This is a genomic window from Streptomyces sp. Da 82-17 (assembly GCF_046098215.1).
GTDB lineage: Bacteria > Actinomycetota > Actinomycetes > Streptomycetales > Streptomycetaceae > Streptomyces.
This window is the reverse complement of sequence record NZ_JBJURH010000016.1, coordinates 45,261-63,068: the sequence shown is the minus strand read 5'-3', so window position 1 is coordinate 63,068 and position 17,808 is coordinate 45,261. Positions and strand designations below refer to the sequence as shown.

The 17,808-nt window shown below is 74.1% G+C and carries 15 protein-coding genes; 8 read left to right on the top strand and 7 right to left on the bottom strand.

From position 1 onward, the window contains the following. The first annotated feature begins 185 nt into the window (after positions 1-185). The 3 genes from ACIDOF_RS25125 (at position 186) to ACIDOF_RS25115 (ending at position 3,977) form a co-directional block, all read left to right on the top strand. Complete coding sequence (locus ACIDOF_RS25125; RefSeq protein WP_409008347.1) at positions 186-1,865, top strand: PucR family transcriptional regulator; 1,680 nt, start codon at positions 186-188, stop codon at positions 1,863-1,865. Positions 1,866-2,162: 297 nt separating this feature from the next. Continuing rightward, positions 2,163-2,972 carry a hypothetical protein gene (locus tag ACIDOF_RS25120; RefSeq protein WP_409008346.1) on the top strand — a complete coding sequence of 270 codons (810 nt, stop codon included), beginning with the start codon at positions 2,163-2,165 and terminating at the stop codon, positions 2,970-2,972. A gap of 234 nt (positions 2,973-3,206) precedes the next feature. Next, a complete protein-coding gene (locus ACIDOF_RS25115) occupies positions 3,207-3,977 on the top strand; it encodes an SDR family NAD(P)-dependent oxidoreductase (RefSeq protein ID WP_409008345.1) in 771 nt (256 codons plus the stop codon). 13 nt (positions 3,978-3,990) lie between these two features. Here the strand turns inward: ACIDOF_RS25115 and ACIDOF_RS25110 are convergent, their stop codons facing one another. Beyond that, entirely contained in the window at positions 3,991-4,716 is a 726-nt protein-coding gene (locus tag ACIDOF_RS25110) for a GntR family transcriptional regulator (RefSeq protein ID WP_409008344.1), read from the bottom strand. Positions 4,717-4,929: 213 nt separating this feature from the next. Between ACIDOF_RS25110 and ACIDOF_RS25105 the strand changes: the two genes are divergently transcribed. Continuing rightward, positions 4,930-5,793: a (2Fe-2S)-binding protein gene (locus tag ACIDOF_RS25105; RefSeq protein ID WP_409008343.1), complete on the top strand. Its 864-nt coding sequence runs from the start codon at positions 4,930-4,932 to the stop codon at positions 5,791-5,793. Between the two features lie 37 nt (positions 5,794-5,830). Here ACIDOF_RS25105 and ACIDOF_RS25100 read toward each other — a convergent pair whose 3' ends face one another. Then, entirely contained in the window at positions 5,831-7,390 is a 1,560-nt protein-coding gene (locus ACIDOF_RS25100; protein ID WP_409008342.1) for an MFS transporter, read from the bottom strand. A gap of 340 nt (positions 7,391-7,730) precedes the next feature. Here ACIDOF_RS25100 and ACIDOF_RS25095 point away from each other — a divergent pair, with 340 nt between their 5' ends. Next, positions 7,731-8,879, top strand: a complete 1,149-nt coding sequence (locus ACIDOF_RS25095; protein WP_409008341.1) for a DUF2637 domain-containing protein — start codon at positions 7,731-7,733, stop codon at positions 8,877-8,879. A gap of 42 nt (positions 8,880-8,921) precedes the next feature. Here the strand turns inward: ACIDOF_RS25095 and ACIDOF_RS25090 are convergent, their stop codons facing one another. The 3 genes from ACIDOF_RS25090 to ACIDOF_RS25080 form a co-directional block, all read right to left on the bottom strand. Next, entirely contained in the window at positions 8,922-9,359 is a 438-nt protein-coding gene (locus ACIDOF_RS25090; RefSeq protein WP_409008340.1) for an ATP-binding protein, read from the bottom strand. Positions 9,360-9,642: 283 nt separating this feature from the next. Continuing rightward, positions 9,643-11,385 (bottom strand): pyruvate dehydrogenase, encoded by a 1,743-nt coding sequence (locus ACIDOF_RS25085; protein WP_409008339.1) that lies wholly within the window; start codon positions 11,383-11,385, stop codon positions 9,643-9,645. A gap of 162 nt (positions 11,386-11,547) precedes the next feature. Next, positions 11,548-13,017, bottom strand: a complete 1,470-nt coding sequence (locus ACIDOF_RS25080) for a protein phosphatase 2C domain-containing protein (protein ID WP_409008338.1) — start codon at positions 13,015-13,017, stop codon at positions 11,548-11,550. Between the two features lie 476 nt (positions 13,018-13,493). On the opposite strand from ACIDOF_RS25080, the gene ACIDOF_RS25075 reads away from it, so the two are divergent. Both ACIDOF_RS25075 and ACIDOF_RS25070 read left to right on the top strand, forming a co-directional pair. Further along, the gene (locus tag ACIDOF_RS25075; RefSeq protein WP_409008337.1) at positions 13,494-14,474 is read left to right on the top strand and encodes a helix-turn-helix domain-containing protein; all 981 of its coding nucleotides are present in this window, start codon (positions 13,494-13,496) and stop codon (positions 14,472-14,474) included. 78 nt (positions 14,475-14,552) lie between these two features. Then, the gene (locus ACIDOF_RS25070; RefSeq protein WP_409008336.1) at positions 14,553-15,035 is read left to right on the top strand and encodes a DUF456 domain-containing protein; all 483 of its coding nucleotides are present in this window, start codon (positions 14,553-14,555) and stop codon (positions 15,033-15,035) included. Between the two features lie 83 nt (positions 15,036-15,118). Here ACIDOF_RS25070 and ACIDOF_RS25065 read toward each other — a convergent pair whose 3' ends face one another. Next, positions 15,119-15,601, bottom strand: a complete 483-nt coding sequence (locus ACIDOF_RS25065) for a methylated-DNA--[protein]-cysteine S-methyltransferase (protein WP_409008335.1) — start codon at positions 15,599-15,601, stop codon at positions 15,119-15,121. Next, the gene (locus ACIDOF_RS25060) at positions 15,598-16,992 is read right to left on the bottom strand and encodes a bifunctional transcriptional activator/DNA repair enzyme AdaA (protein WP_409008472.1); all 1,395 of its coding nucleotides are present in this window, start codon (positions 16,990-16,992) and stop codon (positions 15,598-15,600) included. Before ACIDOF_RS25060 ends, ACIDOF_RS25065 begins: the two co-directional genes overlap by 4 nt. Positions 16,993-17,211: 219 nt before the next feature. Between ACIDOF_RS25060 and ACIDOF_RS25055 the strand changes: the two genes are divergently transcribed. Further along, positions 17,212-17,697: a hypothetical protein gene (locus ACIDOF_RS25055; protein ID WP_409008334.1), complete on the top strand. Its 486-nt coding sequence runs from the start codon at positions 17,212-17,214 to the stop codon at positions 17,695-17,697. Positions 17,698-17,808: the final 111 nt, after the last annotated feature.

Sequence of the window (17,808 nt, the reverse complement as noted above, 5' to 3'; positions counted from 1 at the left end):
TGGCGTTAGTACACCGCTCGACGGCGTCCAGGGGTCAGTCACCGAAACCATGAAGGAGTTGGCTGGTGGCCCGGCCCATCTTGTAGATTCGTATGAAAGGTGGGCCTCAGTGATCCCGGACAAATTCCAGCTGACACCCACTTGAAGATCAACGACAAGTTCGAGACAGGATCGGCGGCGAACAGATGCGGCTGCGCGCACTCCTTGAAACCGACGCGCTGGGGCTGCGGCTGCTCGGCGGCGAGGACGAGCTGGACCGTACGGTCCGGGGCGTCATGACCACGGACCTGCGGGACCCCAGCAGGTACCTCTCCGGCGGCGAGCTGGTCCTCACCGGGCTCGCCTGGCGCAAGGACCCCTCCGACTCGGAGCCGTTCGTGCGCATCCTCGCCTCGGCCGGAGTGGCCGCGCTCGCCGCGGGCGAGGCCGAACTGGGCGCGGTTCCGGACGACTTGGTCGCCGCGTGCGCGCAGCACCGGCTGCCGCTGTTCGCCGTCAACGAGCGGGTCGCGTTCGCCACGATCACCGAGCACGTGGTCCGCCAGGTCTCCGGCGAGCGCGCGGGCGACCTGGCCGCGGTGGTCGACCGGCACCGGCGGCTCATGACCTCCGGACCGGCGGGCGGCGGGCCCGACGTGGTCCTGGACCTGCTCGGCTCCGACCTCGACCTGCGGGCCTGGGTGCTCTCCCCCACCGGCCGCCCCATCGCCGGTTCCGGCGGCTCCGGCACCGCGCTGCCCGCCCCGGTGTGCGCGTCCCTCGCCGCGGAGCACCTCGCCGCGTCCCGCACCGGCCGCCGCGGCCCGCACCGCGTGTCCTGCCAGGGCTCGACGTACTCCCTGTTCCCCATTCGCAGCAGCGGCCGCGGTACGGGTACGGCGGCGCCCCGGGACGTACGCGAGACCGTGCTGTCCGACTGGTTCCTGGCCGTCGAGGCGGACGCGGGCGACTGGCCAGAGGAGCGGCTCGACCTGCTCCAGGGCGTCACCCAGCTGATCGCCGTCGAGCGGGACCGCCGCGACGCGGCCCGTACGGTACGCCGCCGGCTCGCCCAGGAGGTCCTGGAGCTGGTCCAGACGGGCGCGGCCCCCGCGGAGATCGCCGCGCGGCTGCGGGTCGCGGCGCCGGTGCTGCTGCCGGGCCTGGGCGCGGCCCCGCACTGGCAGGTGGTCGTGGCCCGCGTCGAGTGGGAGGGCGGGGACGTCAAGGGCGGTCCGGTCGCCCAGTCGCTCCTGGAGGAGATCCTCGTCGACCCGAACGCGTCCGGGCCCGAGCCGTCCGACCGGATCGCGGTCGCGCACACCGGCGACGAGGCGATCGCGCTCGTCCCGCTGCCCGCGGTCGCCGCCGACCACGACGGCGCGGAGCCCGGCCTGCTCGCGGACGCGTTGCTGGACACCGTCCGCGACCCGCTCTCCGGCGGCCTCGACGGCGACGGACGCCTCACGCTCGGCGTCAGCGCCTCCGTGCACTCGGCGGAGGGGCTGCGCGGCGCCCTGGAGGAGGCCCGGCACGCCCGCCGCGTCGCCGCGGCACGGCCCGGGCGGGTCTGCGCGGCGGGCCACCAGGAGCTCGCCTCGCACGTCCTGCTCCTCCCCTTCGTCCCGGACGACGTACGCCGGGCGTTCACGGCCCGCCTCCTCGACCCGCTGCGGGACTACGACCGCCGCCACCGTGCGGAGCTCATCCCGACGCTGGAGGCGTTCCTCGACAGCGACGGATCCTGGACGCGCTGCGCGAGCCGGCTCCACCTGCACGTGAACACGCTCCGTTACCGGGTGGGCCGCATCGAGCAGCTCACGGGACGCGACCTGTCCCGCCTGGAGGACAAGCTGGACTTCTTCCTGGCCCTGCGCATGAGCTGACTTGCGGGCTCGCTGTCCTCAATCGCCGGACGGGCTTCCGGGGTTCGTCGTCGGCTTCCCCACCGTGGGTGGGCACAGCCGGGTGGGGGGGATCCGTGCCCCGACAGGGGCGCGGGGAACTGCGCGACCAGCCACGACGGTGGGAGAGCCGAACACCGGCCGATGGACAGGCAGCAGCTTTCCGTATGACGGAAGCAACCCGTTTGTGAATTCCTTCACCCGCCCCCTTGGCTCCCCGCAGGGATCCATGCTGAGATGCACGCCACAGCTCAATGACGCGCTCCCGGGGAGGGGAATGTGGCGGACACCGCCATGCCTGGTTCAGCTTCCGGTTCCGTACCCGTACCCGCCCCGCGGGGCCCGAGCGCCCGGGCCTCCGCCGTCCAGACCGCGGTCTGGCGGCTCCGCTCCCGCGGCTGCTGGACCGACGCGGCCGCCCTGCTGGAGTCCGACGACAGCCCACCCGCCGCCCTCCAGCGCACCGCACTCCTCGTCGAGCGCTGCCTCTTCACCGAGCAGGGCTGGAGCGACGCCGAGGACGCCCTGCGCGCCGCCGAGGCCCTCGCCGGGACGGACGACGAGCGCGGCGCGGCGGCCTGCGAGCGCGGTCAACTCGCGTACGCCGCAACGGTCCTGGGCGTCCGGGACCGTTCCGACGAGGCCCGCGTCGCGCTCGGCCGCGCCGCCGCCCTGATCCCGCCGGGCTCCGCCGCCCGCCCGCTGCTCGACTACCGTCGCGGTCTGATCGCCGAGCACCTCGCCGACTCCCCGCAGGCCGCCCGCGCCGCCTACCGCCGCGCGCACGCCGGTGCCACCGCCCAGGGCGACCGTCTGCTGCTCTCCTCCACCTGGCGGCACCTCGCCGGACTGGCCCTGCGCGAGGGCGAGTTGGCGGAGGCGCGGCACGGCTTCGCGGAGTCGCTGCGGATCCGTGAGGAGCTCGGCTTCCTCGTCGGCACGGCCCCGGCGCTCACCTCGCTCGCCGAGACCGAGGTCGAGCCCGAGGCCTCCCGGCTGCGCGCCGAGGCGGCCCGGCTGTTCCGGCTGCTCGGCAACGTACCGACCTGGCTGGCCGACCGGCTCACCCCGCCCGCACCGGCCGCGTAGCAGTCACCGCGAACGCACCGCCGCGTACCGTCACCCACCCGCACCGGGCTGCGCGCCCGCCGCCCCACCCACACCCACCGCGCAGCCGTCACCCGAACACGCCCCCTGCCACCGGGCGTTCGCCCGACCCGCACACGCCCCGGCCGCCCGACGTTCGCCGCGCACACCCCTCACCACCAGGCCTTCACCCGACCCGCCCGCGAGCGCCGTCCGGCGCCTCTGCACACTCGTCGCATGAACTACCTCGAACAACACTTCGGGCTCACCGGACGCACCGCCCTGGTCACCGGCGGCAGTTCGGGCATCGGCCGGGCCGTCGCCGAGGCGCTCGCCGGGGCGGGCGCCCACGTCGTCCTCGTGGCCCGCCGCGAGGAGGCCCTGAAGGAGACCGCCGCGCACATCAACTCCCTTGGTGGGAAGGCCGATTGGCTGAGCGCCGACCTGGGCGACCGGGACGCCGTACGGGCCGCCGCCGAGCGGGTCGTCGACGCGTACGGCGAACCCGACGTCCTCGTCACCTCCGCCGGCGTCAACCTGCGCCCGCCGCTCGACGAGCTGAGCGAGGCCGACTGGGACCTCACCATGGCCGTCAACCTGGACGCCCCGTTCCTGCTCGGGCAGCGCTTCGGGCCGCGGATGGCCGAGCGGGGCTGGGGCCGGATCGTGCACCTGGCGTCCCAGCAGTCGATCCGCGCCTTCGGCAACAGCGGCGCGTACGGCGTCTCCAAGGCGGCGATCTGCGGCCTCACCCGCTCCCAGGCGGAGGCGTGGGCGCCGTACGGGGTGAGCGTGAACGCGATCGCGCCGGGCTTCGTCCGCACCCCGCTGACCGAGCCCGCGTTCTCCGTGCCTGGCCGTGCCGAGGAGCTCGCGGCGCGCACCATGGCGGGACGCAACGGCGAGGCCGGGGACTTCGCGGGCGCGGCCCTGTTCCTGGCGAGCGACGCGGCCCGCTATGTGCACGGGCAGACGCTGTTCGTCGACGGCGGCTTCTCCGTCCACTGAACCGCCGCGGCGCTCACGCCTGGGTGAAGTGCTCCCGCACCAACTGCCCCACCACGGCGAGGTCTTGGGCCGCCAGGGCGTCCAGGAGCGCGGTGTGCTCCGCCGCGTCGGCCACCAGGTCGGCGCGGCGGCGGTGCACCGGGCCGGTGGCCAGCGGCCACTGCGAGCGGCGGTGCAGGTCGTCGGCGATGAGCAGCAGCTGACGGTTCCCGGCGAGGGCGAGGATCGCACGGTGGAAGGCCCGGTCGGCGTCGACGTACGCCGCGAGGTCGCCGCGTGCCGCGGCCGCCGCCGTCTCCTCGGCGAGGGGGCGCAGCTCCGCCCACCGCTCGGGCGGCTCGCTGCGGGCCAGGCGCAGCATCACCGGAACCTCCAACAGGGCCCGGATCTCGGCGAGTTCGGCCAGCTCGCGGGAGCTGCGCTCGGCGATCCGGAAGCCCCGGTTCGGTACGACTTCGACGGCGCCCTCGTGGGCGAGCTGCTGCATGGCCTCGCGCACCGGGGTCGCGGAGACGCCGAGCCGTTCGCCGAGCGCGGGCGCCGAGTACACCTCGCCGGGCGCGAGTTCGCCGCTCACCAGGGCCGCGCGCAGCGCTTCGAGGACCTGCCCGCGCACCGAGTGCCGCCGCACGGCCCGCCGCGCGGATTCCGTACGGGTGTCCTCGCCGCGCGCCTGCTCGGGGACGCGGCCGTGCGGCACCGGGGTCCGGCCGGTGGGCCGCGGTCCGGCCTGCTCCACTCGGGTCCTCCTCGGTGCGGTGTTCCGGCGATGTACGGGTCGGGGGCGTTTGTGCCCGGGTCCTGCAGGGAGCCTGTCAAGACGAGGTATTGAGGAATTGCATGGCAATGCCCTCGCGGGAGCCTATGCGGGCCCAGCTCCAGTTCAAACCTCGATGCGGTCGGGTAAGGTAAGGCTTACCTGCAAACGATCGCTAGAAATCGGTGGTCCCGCATGCTCCTGCCCGCCCTGGCCCCTGGCGCCGTACGACCGGGCCCCTCGCCCGTCGCGGAGGCGTACGCCCGCCTGACCGAGGTCTTCCCCGGGCTGCGGATCCAGGAGCTGCAACAGGACGAGCGGGCCCCGCAGGAGGCGGGCTGGGTGGCCGCCGCCCGCCTGGCGGAGGGCGGCGCCGACCTGGACGCGTTCCTCGCGTGGGACAACGCCCAGATCCTGCGGGACTACAAGCAGCAGGCCCGCCCCGACGTGATCGCCAGCTTCGGCCTGCACCGGTACGCGTGGCCGGCCTGCCTGCTGATCACCGTGCCGTGGTTCCTGCTGCGCCGGGTGCCGCGGTTCCCCGTGGCGAACGTCACGTTCCAGCGCTCCCTCGGCCGGATGGCCGTACGCGTCCAGGACTTCGCCTGCCTGCCGGACGATCCGGCCGCGACGGCGCCGGGCGCGCGGGTCGTGCCCGACGAGGAGGCGCTGCGCGCGGAGGTCAGGGCGGCGGTCGCCGAGCACCTCGGGCCGGTCCTGGACGGCTTCCGGCCGCGGATGCGGCGCGGCCCGCGCGCCCTGTGGGGCATGGCGACCGACGAGATCGTCGAGGGCCTCTGGTACGTGGCGCACCTCCTCGGCGCCGAGGAGCGCGCCATGGCCGACCTGGAGCAGCTCCTGCCGGGCACCACGAAGCCGTACGTCGGCGCGGCCGCGTTCCGGGAGCTGACCGGCCCGAACGGCGAGGCCCTGCCCACCCGGGACCGGGCCAGCTGCTGCCTCTTCTACACGCTGCGCCCCGAGGACACCTGCGTCACCTGCCCCCGTACGTGCGACGCGCAGCGGGTGGAGCGGCTGACGTCCGGCGCCACGCGCTGAGCCGCCCCGAACCGCGCGCTCGACCGCCTCGACCGCTTCAACTGCCCAGCGGCGTCGTGCCGTTGCCCTGGAGGCGTTCCAGGTCGCCGGCCCGTACCTGGATGACGAACAGGGCGATCAGGGCGGCGACGACCGCGAGGACGGCGGCGACGATGAACGCATTGGAGACACCCGCGGCGAGGATCCGGTCGCTCCACGGCGAGGGCAGGTCCTTGGTCCTGGCGAACGCCAGCTTCTGGGCCGGGGTCGCCTCCGCCATGAACTGCCGGACCTGGTCGACGGCCTCGTTGCGGCTGGCCGTGCCGTAGACCGTGACCAGGATGGACAGGCCGAGCGAACCGCCCACCTGCTGCGTGGCGTTGAGGACGCCGGACGCCGCGCCCGCGTCCTGCGGAGCCACCCCGGACACCGCCATCAGCGTCAGCGACACGAACTGCATCCCCATGCCGAAGCCGAACACGAGCATCGGCCCGAGCAGACTCCCCGCGTACGTGCTGTCCACATCGGTCAGCGTCAGCCAGCCGAGGCCGAGCGCCGCCAGGACCGCACCGCCGACCATGAACGGCTTGGGGCCCCACTTGGGCAGCAGCTGCGAGGTGAACGCGGCGCCCATCGCGATGATCGCGCTCACCGGCAGGAACGCGAGACCGGCCCGCAGCGGGCTGAAGTGCAGCACGTTCTGCACGAACAGGGTGAGGAAGAAGAACATCCCGAACATGGCGGCGGCGAGGCTCAGCATCATCCCGTACGCCCCGGCGCGGTTGCGGTCCTCGAACATCCACAGCGGGGTGATCGGCTGCCGGGACCGGCGCTCGACCGCGAGGAACGCGCCGAGGAGGACGACGGCCACACCGAAGGCCGTGAGGGTCACGCCGTCGCGCCAGCCGCCGCCCTCGGAACCGGCGCGGATGAAGCCGTAGACGAGCGACACCATGCCCACGGTGGAGGTGAGCGCGCCGAGGACGTCGAAGTGGCCCGGGTGGCGTTCGGACTCACGGATGTGCCGTGGTGTGGCCAGCACGATGAGCAGGCCGATGGGCACGTTGACGAACAGGACCCAGCGCCAGTCGAGCCACTCCACGAGCAGGCCGCCCGCGAGCAGCCCGATGGCGCTGCCGCCGGCCGACACGGCGGCGAACACCCCGAACGCGCGGTTGCGTTCGGGTCCTTCGCGGAACGTCGTGGTGATCAGGGCGAGGGCGGTCGGCGAGGCGATGGCGCCGCCGACGCCCTGCAGGGAGCGGGCCGCGAGCAGCTGCCAGGCCTCCTGCGCGAGACCGCCGAGCAGCGACGCCAGGACGAAGATCAGGATGCCGGCGACGAACACGCGCCGGCGGCCCAGGATGTCGCCGAGCCGCCCGCCGAGGAGCAGCAGGCCGCCGAAGGTCAGGGTGTAGGCGTTGATCACCCAGGACAGGTTCTCGGTGGAGAAGCCCAGGGAGGTCTGGATGTGCGGGAGGGCGATGTTCACGATGGTGATGTCGAGGACCACCATCAGCTGACACGAGGCGATCACGAGTAGCGCGATCCCACCGCCGTCGCCCTTCTTCGGGGATTCGACGGCCGTCCGCACAGGGGTGGAATCGGCGTCGGCCATGGCCTTGCAGCTCGGAGTCAGCGGTGAACGGGGATGTTCACTTGCATCGACGGTAAGCCTGTGGTTGTAGGGCCGCGAGTCGATCAAGAGGCCCGGGGCGGCCCGGTCGGCGCCCATCGTGCGGAGCCAGGAACGGCTACGAGGAGGGTCCTCGACGCCCGGCCCGTTCGAACTCAACTCGGCGCGCTCGACGGCCAGTTCGAGGCCGTGTCACCCTTCCGCGCCGTGCCGGGGCCTCATTTCCCCCTCTTGCTCCGAAAGCGCCTGGGCGTCTTGCCGGTTGAGCCAGTATGGCGCCCGAACCAGGCCTCAGGCGACGCAAGGGACGCAAGGGACGCAGATGAGAATGACCGACATATCGCTGGACTGGCTGCTTCCCGGCTGCGTGCTGCTCCTCGGGCTCCTTGCGGCCCTCGCGGTGCTCGCACGGGGGAAGCGGGCCGGGGAGAAGGCGGCCGCCGAGGACTCCTGGGAGCGCAGCGAGGAGCGCCGCCGACGCAAGGAGGCCATCTACGGAACGGCCTCGTACGTACTCCTCTTCTGCTGTGCCGCGGTCGCCGCGGCCCTGTCGTTCCACGGGCTCGTGGGCTTCGGGCGGCAGAACCTCAACCTCTCCGGGGGCTGGGAGTACCTGGTGCCGTTCGGTCTGGACGGGGCCGCCATGTTCTGCTCGGTGCTCGCGGTGCGCGAGGCCAGCCACGGGGACGCGGCGCTCGGCTCGCGGCTCCTCGTGTGGACGTTCGCGGGCGCGGCGGCCTGGTTCAACTGGGTGCACGCCCCGCGCGGCATCGGCCACGACGGCGCCCCGCAGTTCTTCGCCGGCATGTCGCTGAGCGCGGCCGTGCTCTTCGACCGCGCCCTGAAGCAGACCCGCCGCGCGGCCCTGCGCGAACAGGGCCTCGTACCGCGGCCGTTGCCGCAGATCCGGGTCGTGCGCTGGCTGCGCGCGCCGCGCGAGACCTTCGGCGCCTGGTCGCTGATGCTCCTCGAAGGCGTACGCAGCCTCGACGAGGCCGTCGAGGAGGTCCGCGACGACCGCAAGGAGAAGGCACAGAACCGGATGCGCAGGCGCGAGCAGGAGAAGCTGGAGCGGGCCCACCTGAAGGCGGTGAGCCGCGGCCAGCAGACCCTGACGGGCCGGATCGGCCGGATCGGCGCCCGCGACCAGCAGGCCGCCGCCGCGCTCACCGGCCAGACCCCGCAGGCCGTACTGCCCGCCCAGGGCCAGCCGCCCGCGGTGGCGGCCGGCAGCGCGGCCGGGCAGTCGGCACCGGCGGGGCAGCCCGGACAGGGCGGGCAGTCGGGCGGCGCGGACCCCGCCATAGCGGCGGAACAACTGCCCGTACGGTCCAGACCCTCGCTGCAGGCCGTGAGCGGCGCTGAGGCGGCGGAACCCGTCGACCTCACCGCGGAGGACGACACGCAGACGCTGCCGCGCCTCGACTCGCTGGAGCAGAAGCTCAAGGACCTGGAGCAGCAGTTCGGTTGAGCCGTGGACGGAGGGACCCCGGGACCTGTCGTCGGGCCCGGGTCAGGTGAGCCCTCCGTCCAGCTCGAACCAGACGGCCTTGCCGCCGTCCTGGGTGCGCACGCCCCAGGAGTCGGCGAGTGACTGGACCAGGAGCAGGCCTCGGCCGCCCGTACCGTCGTCGGCGTGCGGTACCCGCGGGGTCGGCCTGCGTGTGACGAAATCCCTGACCTCGACGCGGAGCCGGTGCTCGCGCACCGTGGCCGTGAAGACCGCGTCGTCGTCGGTGTGGACCAGTGCGTTGGTGACGATCTCGCTGGTGAGCAGCTCGGCGACGTCCGCGCACCCCGGCTTCCCCCAGTGCAGCAGCAACTCCCGTAGCGCGCGCCGGACTTCGGACACCGCCCGCAGATCGGCGCGCCCGAGTCTGCGGTGCAGCCGTGCCGGATCCCCCACCGCTGTGGCGCCTCCGGCCGTGCTTTCCTGTGCGTGGCTTGTCATGTCCCCCGCCCGTAGGCTGTCGGCTCTCCTTCATGAACAACTCACGTCGAACACGTTCACGGTGATGCATGCCCCCGCCCGGAAAGCGGCACGCCTGTCGATTCGGCACAAGTGGCAAGAGCCACACCCATACCCGGAGGATGCGCTTCCGGGTTTGCGGACAGCTCCGGGGGCGCCGCCCCGGCCCCCGGTCCGTCTTTCGTCTGCGGCGCCGCTGTGGCTGGTCGCGCAGTTCCCCGCGCCCCTGAAGAAAAAAGGGGCGGGGAGGGGAACGGATCCAGCCCTACGGGCGCGGCACATTCCTCAGGTTGGAGCGGGCCATCTGCAGCATGCGGCCCACCCCGCCGTCGAGGACGATCTTGCTGGCCGACAGGGCGAACCCCGTCACCATCTCCGCGCTGATCTTCGGCGGGATGGACAGCGCGTTGGGGTCGGTCACCACGTCGACCAGCGCGGGCCCCTTGTGCTTGAAGGCGTCCTTCAACGCCCCCGCGAGCTGCTTCGGCTTCTCCACCCGCACCCCGTACGCCCCGCAGGCCCGCGCCACGGCCGCGAAGTCCGGGTTGTGGTTCCCGGTCCCGTACGACGGCAGTCCGGCGACGAGCATCTCCAACTCGACCATGCCGAGGGAGGAGTTGTTGAAGAGGACGACCTTCACCGGCAGGTCGTACTGGACCAGGGTGAGGAAGTCGCCCATGAGCATGGAGAACCCGCCGTCGCCGGACATCGACACGACCTGCCGGTTCCGGTCCACGAACTGGGCGCCGATCGCCTGCGGCAGGGCGTTGGCCATCGAGCCGTGCGAGAACGAGCCGATGACGCGGCGCTTGCCGTTGGGCGAGAGGTAGCGGGCGGCCCACACGTTGCACATGCCGGTGTCGACGGTGAACACGGCGTCGTCGTCGGCGAGTTCGTCCATCACGGACGCCACGTACTCGGGGTGGATCGGCACGTGCTTCTCGACCTTGCGGGTGTACGCCTTGACGACCCCTTCCAACGCGTCGGCGTGCTTCTTCAGCATCTTGTCGAGGAACCGCCGGTCGGACTTCGGCCGCACGCGGGGCGTCAGACAGCGCAGGGTCTCGCGTACGTCCCCCCACACGGCGAGGTCCAGCTTCGAACGCCGGCCGAGGTGTTCGGGACGCACGTCGACCTGCACGATCTTCACGTCGTCGGGCAGGAACGCGTTGTACGGGAAGTCCGTGCCGAGCAGGATCAGCAGATCGCACTCGTGGGTGGCCTCGTACGCGGCGCCGTAGCCGAGGAGCCCGCTCATGCCGACGTCGTACGGGTTGTCGTACTGGATCCACTCCTTGCCGCGCAGCGCGTGCCCCACCGGGGACTTGACGGTCTCGGCGAACTCCATGACCTCCTTGTGGGCGCCGGCGGTGCCGCTGCCGCAGAAGAGGGTGACGCGGTCGGCCTCGTCGATCAGGTCGACCAGCTTGTCGATCTCCGTGTCGCCGGGGCGGACGGTGGGCCGCGCGGTGACGAGGGCGTGCTCGACGGCCTTCTCCGGCGCGGGCTCCGACGCCACGTCACCGGGCAGCGAGACGACGCTGACACCGCCCTGGCCGACGGCGTGCTGGATCGCGGTCTGCAGCAGCCGGGGCATCTGCTTCGGGCTGGAGATCAGCTCGCTGTAGTGGCTGCACTCGCGGAACAGCTGGTCGGGGTGGGTCTCCTGGAAGAAGCTGAGGCCGATCTCGCTGGACGGGATGTGCGAGGCGAGGGCGAGGACGGGGGCCATGGAGCGGTGCGCGTCGTAGAGGCCGTTGATGAGGTGCAGGTTGCCGGGGCCGCAGGAGCCCGCGCACGCGGCGAGCTTGCCCGTGACCTGGGCTTCGGCGCCGGCGGCGAAGGCGGCGGTCTCCTCGTGCCGCACCTGCACCCAGTCGATGCCGCCGGTGCGGCGGATCGCGTCGACGACGGGGTTGAGGCTGTCCCCGACGACCCCGTACAGCCGCCGCACCCCGGCGCGGACGAGGATGTCGACGAACTGCTCGGCGACGTTCTGCTTGGCCATGGGGGTGCACCTTTCTCCGGTAGGGGCCGGTCCCGGTCTCCGTGCACCATCCACTCACGGGCCGCGTGCGGGCGCCTGTTTTAGCCCCGACGGAGTTGTCCGTCCGGCTGCCCCACCGCCCTGGCCGGTCGCGCGGTTCCCCGCGCCCCTTCTCCGCACCCCTCAGGACTCCCACAGCGCGCAGGCCGTGCGGTCGTCCGCGTACCCCTTCACCCGCACCTGCACATCCGCGAGGAACTCCGTGAGCCCGGGCGGCTCGGGGTCGGACCAGTGGTGCAGGAGGTGCCCGGCGAGTTCCGGCTCTCCTCGCAGCGGCTCCGCGAACCCCCCGCTGCACAGCAGCAGCCGATCCCCCGGACGGGCCACGGAGGCCCGGAACCGGAACGGTTCCCGTGGCGCGCGCGGCGCCTGCTCGTACGGGCTGGGCGGCGCCCCGATGCCGAGCTCCCCGTCGGCGTGCTCCTCCCCGTACTCCCGGTGCTCCTCCCGCAGCGAGCCGAAGCCGACCACCGGCTCCCCCGCCCCTTCCGCCACCAGCGGCTCGATGTCCTTCCACGCCCCGTCCCGAAGCCGGAAGAGCCCGCCCCCGCCGACTCCGAAGAACACCCGCGTACGGCACTGCGGATCGGCCGGTACGAGCAGGCAGCGCAGGGCCGTCGCGCTGTACTCCTCGGGTTCGAGGCCCTGTTCGGCGGCGGACGCGCGGAGCTTGCCGAGGCTGCGGGCGGTGAGCCGGTGCAGCCCGGACTTGAGGTCGCCGCGCCGGCCGGCCCGCATGTCGTCGGCGAGGCGGGTGTGGCTGCGGCCCACGGAGCGGCCGATCCAGTGGCAGGCGTCGGCGGCGGCGAGGTGCGCGCCGGGCGAGGTGCGCGCGCCGGTGGCGAGGGCGACGAGGACGAGTCCGGTCTCGCCGCTGCCGAAGCGGGCGGTGAGCAGGGCGTCGCGGCGGGGCTCGCCGCGGTAGCGGGCGGAGTCCCCGCGCACGGACGCGGCGCGCAGCGTGCACGCCCCGTACCGGGCGCCGTCGAGCACGGTGTCCGCGACGAGCCCGTCGAGCGCGTCGGGGTCGGCGGCGGGCAGGGCGGTCGGCTCGGACTCGTACGTCGGCGGGCCGTCCCCCACGTACCCGACGCCGGGCCGGACGGCGGACTCGGGGGCGGTGCGGGCGGCGGGCACGGTGACGGCGGGCGGCGTCGCACCCGTGTCCGCCGCGGGTTCCGGTTCGGCACCGGGCACGCGTACGGGTTCGTCCTCGGGCTCGGGTTCCGGTGCGGGCGCCCTGCGTACGGGGCCGAAGGTCGTCGGGGCCGTCGGCACGCGGGGCGGGGCGGCGCCGGATTCCGCGGGCGGTTCCCACGGCGCGCGCAACGGCGCGTAGGGCGCGGCCTCGGCGGCGGTCGGCTTGGGTGCGAGCGCCCCGGCCTCAGGTCCGGCGGGCGGCCCGGCGGGGGCGGTCGTGCCGTGCAGGCCGATCCCCTCGCCCAGGGTGTCCGCCGCCGAGGCGAAGCGGTCGTCGAGGGTGTCCTCTGCCGGTGCGGGGCCGGTGTCCTCGGTGGGCGCGTCGTACAGCTGGCCCCACCAGTCGTCGCCCTGGCCGGAGTTGACTCTGTGCCTGTCCCCCTGCTGGCTCATGCCCCTTATTGTCCACAGAAGAGGCCTCCCGAAAACGGCACTTCGGGAAAAACCGCGCTGCCCGTCAACTCCCGTACCCCCAGGGGCACATGCGTACGACGGAAGCCCGCCGGGCGGCCCCACCCCCCACGGGAAGGACGCCCGGCGGGCCGGTCGTGGTGGCCGCTCGCGACACGGCGGGATCCGGGCGTCGTGCGCACCGGGTCACGGCGGGCGGCCACACACGCCGCCGGCATCTGCCGGACACCCCCTGGCCTGCGGCTCCGTCGAGCCGCCCGGCTCCGGCAACCGGTGGCGACACCTTGCCAGGGAGGCGGGGGCTACGGGGATGATGTTGGGCGGCGGGTTTACGCCGTGGCCGGTTTCCGCCAGCGGGACCGGGTTCGGCAGCGGTGCCGGTCGGGTGGCCGACCGTCGTACGACCGGTCGCCGCAAGGCAGTTGAACGGGGCAGCACAGTGGGAGGGGCAGCGGGGGATGTTGGGCGCGATCGGTCTGGACGAGGTGCAGGAGTCGGCGTACCGCGCGCTGGTGTCGCTCGGCGCCGCCGAAGTCGCGGACCTCGCGGCCCGGTCGGGGCTCGGCGAGGGCGACACGGAGCGGGCGGTGCGGCGGCTCGAACAGCAGGGCCTTGCCGCACGGTCGTCGACGCGGCCGGGGCGCTGGGTGGCGGCGCCGCCCGGGGTGGCCCTCGGCGCGCTGCTCACCCAGCAGCGGCACGAGCTGGAGCAGGCGGAGCTGGCGGCGGTCGTCCTCGCGGAGGAGTACCGGGCGCAGGCCACCGAGCCGAGCGCGCACGACCTGGTGGAGGTGGTGACGGGCGCGAGCGCGGTGGCCCAGCGGTTCCTGCAGCTGCAGCTGGGCGCGAGCCACGAGGTGTGCGCGCTGGTGACCGGTCGGCCGACGGTCGTCACGGGCCCCGACAACGACGCCGAGGAGCGGGCGGCGCAGCGCGGGGTGCGGTACCGGGTGGTGGTGGAGCGGGACGTGCTCGCGCTGCCGGACGGGCTGCCCGAGACGTCGGCGGCGCTCGGCCGGGACGAGCAGATCCGGATCGTCGACCGGGTCCCGACGAAGCTGGTGGTGGCCGACGGTCAGCTGGCGATGGTGCCGCTGACGTCCCGTACGTCGGAGCCCGCGGCGCTCGTGGTGCACGCGAGCGGGCTCCTCGAATGCCTTGCGGGGCTCTTCGAGGCGGTCTGGGAGCAGGCGCTGCCGCTGCGCCTGGGCGAGGACGGCGCGGTGACCGAGGCGACGCCGTCCGCCCCGGACGGCACCGACCTGGAGATCCTCTCCCTCCTCCTCGCCGGCCTCACGGACGCCAGCGTCGCCAAGCAGCTCGACCTCGGTCTCCGCACGGTCCAGCGCCGGGTGAAGGGCCTGATGGAGCTGGCGGGCGTGACGACCCGCCTCCAGCTGGGCTGGCACGCGTACGAGCTGGGCTGGGTCTCCCGCTGACCCTGGCCCACGTGCGACGGCGACCCCTTCCGTCCCTCCTGACCTGCGAAGTCGTGGGGCGTCCGGCACGCTGGGCAGATGGGCGTGTGGGAGTTGCTGCTGGTCGGGGCGGTGCTGCTGCTCGGGCTCGTCGGGCTGCTCATTCCGGGGGTGCCCGGCACGCTGCTCGTGTGGGGCGGCGTGGTGTGGTGGGCGTTGCAGGACCAGTCGGGGGCGGCGTGGGGCGTGCTCGTCGGGGCGACGGCCCTGCTGCTCCTGCAGCACGCGGTCCGCTGGCGGCTGCCGCCGCGCCGGATCCGGGGCGTCGGCATCACCCGGCGCATGGTGGTGTGCGCGGGCGTCGGCGCGTTCGTCGGGTTCGTCGTCGTGCCCGTGATCGGCTCCGTGCCCGGCTTCATCGGCGGCGTCTACCTGTCCGAGCGGCTCCGCCTCGGCAGCCACGGCGCGGCCTGGTCGTCCACGCGGGCGGCGATGCGCGCGGTCGGCACGAGCGTCCTCGTCGAGCTGTTCGCCTGCCTCCTGATCGTGGGGGCGTGGCTCGGAGTCCTGATCTGGGGCTGAGCCGCCCCCGCCCGCCGGTTGGGGTTGGGCCGTCCTCGCTGTTGCGGCGCGCGCCGTGCCCGCAGCGCCCCCTCAAGCCCCGCTCACAGCGCCCCCTCGAGCCCGAGCAGTGCCCGCTTCCGGTCGAGGCCGCCCGCGTACCCGGTCAGGGAGCCGTCCGCGCCGATCACCCGGTGGCAGGGGCGGACGACGAGCAGCGGGTTGGCGCCGATCGCCGTGCCCACCGCGCGGACCGCGGCGCGGGAGGCGCCGATCGCCGCGGCCAGCTCGCCGTAGCTGGTCGTCGCGCCGTACGGGACCGTGTCCAGGGCCGCCCACACGCGCTCGCGGAACTCGGTGCCCGCGGTGTGCAGCGTCAGGTCGAACTCCTTCAGCTCGCCCGCGAAGTACGCCCGCAGCTGCGCCGTCGCCTCCGTGAACGCGGCCGGGTCGGGCCGCCAGTCCGGCTGCACCGTGCGGCCGCCCTTCTGGCCGGGCACGGAGAGCGAGCTGAGCGCCCCCGAGCCGTCCCCGGCGAGCAGCAGCTCGCCGAGCGGGCTGTCGAGGGTGGTGTAGTACGTGGTCACGGCTGCTCCAAGGGGAGGTAGGGGCGGTCGGCGCCGGGGGCGGACTCGCCCTCGGCGTACAGGTGTTGCAGGGCGTACGAGCGCCAGGGGCGCCACGCGTCGTCGGCCGGCCGGCCCGGGACCGCCACGTCCGGGTCGCCGAGGGCCCGCATCCGGACGTACGCCGCCGTCGCCGCGTCCACACCGGGCACCGTGCGCAGCGCCTGCTCGGCGTCGTCGCGGTCGGCGCCCGGGTCGAGGCGGACGGAGCCGTCCTCCAGGGCGGCCGCGAGCGGCAGGTGCTCGGCGAGGGCCTTCGGCTCGGGGAAGACATGGGTGAGCGCGCCGCACGGCACGTCCAGGGGCCTGCCGTACTCGGCGACGAGCCGCCCGGCCCCGGCGCGGCCGACGAGCGCGCGGACGGCGAGCTCCTCCGCGTCGGCGGCGCCCGGCGAGCGGAGCCCGGGGCGGGCGGCGACGAGCGGGGCGAGCCGGGGCGCGGCGGCGAGCCGTTCGTCGACGGCCTGCGGGTCGGCGTCCAGGTCGAACAGGCGGCGCAGCCGCTGCACGGCGGCCGTCAGGTCGCGCAGGTCGGTGAGGTGGATGCGGGCGTCGAACCAGGGCCCGGCCGCGGCCTCGTCGACGGCGGCGATGCCGGTGCCGTGCGGGAGCCGTAGCGTACGCCGGTAGGTGCGGGCGCCCGGCGGGCCCGTCAACTCCTCGATTCCGGCGACGACTTCGGCCGCGAGCCGGTCGAAGACCGCCGGGCGGTGGTACGGCTCGCGGTACGCGAGGCGCAGCGGCACGCCCGCGAGGGGCGCCGCCGGGTCGGCGGGGGCGGGCGCGGGGAGTTTCGTGGCCGCCTCGGCGCGCAGCGCGGTGGGCGTGCGGGCGTAGATCTGCCGGATCGTGTCGTTGAACTGCCGCACGCTCGCGAAGCCCGCGGCGAACGCGATGTCGGTGACCGGCAGCCGCGTCGTCTGCAGCAGCAGCCGCGCGGTGTGCGCGCGCTGCGCGCGGGCGAGCGCGACCGGCCCCGCGCCCACCTCGGCGGTGAGCTGGCGCTGCACCTGCCGGGCGCTGTAGCCGAGCCGCACGGCGAGGCCGGGGACGCCCTCGCGGTCCACGACGCCGTCGCCGATCATGCGCATGGCGCGGCCCACCACGTCGGCCCGCACGTTCCACTCGGCGGAGCCGGGCACCGCGTCGGGCCGGCAGCGGCGGCAGGCGCGGAAGCCGTTGCCCTGGGCGGCGGCCGCGGTCGGGTAGAAGCGGACGTTCTTCCGCTTGGGCGTGACGGCGGGGCAGCTGGGCCGGCAGTAGATGCCGGTGGTCTCGACGGCGAAGAAGAACTCACCGTCGAAACGGGCATCGCGGCTGCGCACCGCCTCGTATCCGGTCTCCTCATCGATCACGGATCCAGTGTGCGCCCCGCGGCCGGGGAGTTCTGGCGGGATTCGGACACGGCGCTCGGGGGGCGTATTGTTCCGTGGTCGCCTGTGGAGCCCGTTGTGGGCACCCCGCGCGCGTGCGGGCGGGGCCGGTGGGCGACACTGAGTGCCGCTGTGTGCCGCTGGGTACCAGCCTGCCTTTGCCAGCCGTTGTCCGTCGTTGCCAGAACAGGACCTGCCATGTCTGCTTCCGTCCGCCCCCAGCGGCGCCGTCTCGCCGCCCTCTGCGCCGGTACCGCCCTGCTCGCCCTCTCCGCCACCGCCTGCGGCTTCGAGGACCAGGCCGCGGTCGGCATCGTGAAGTACGAGCCCGTCGCCGCGACGCCCGCCGAGGGCCAGGGCGAGGAGGCCGGTCACGGTGAGGAGGCCGCGCAGGACGAGCAGGCCGGTCACGGCGAGGAGGCCGCGCAGGAGGGTCACGGCGAGGAGGCCGCCGCGGGCGAGCACGGCGCGGAGGCCGAGGGCCACTCGGAGACCAACCCGCGCCTGGAGGGCTGCCACGTCATGAAGGGCGGCGCGGGCAAGATCGAGAACCGCACGATGGCCGACCTGGTCGCGTACGTCGGCGAGGACTGCACGGGCGAGTCCAAGCACGTCGGCAGCAAGCTGACCGGCGACATCGCGCCCGGCGCCGACGCCTGGAACAGCTACCGCTTCGTCAAGTAGCGGGCACGGAATCACCGTACGGAGACGTACGAAACGGGCCCGCCGGCCAGGCCGCCACAGCCGGCCGACGGGCCCTCTCCCCGGTGCCCGGCCAGGCACCGGCCCCTTCGG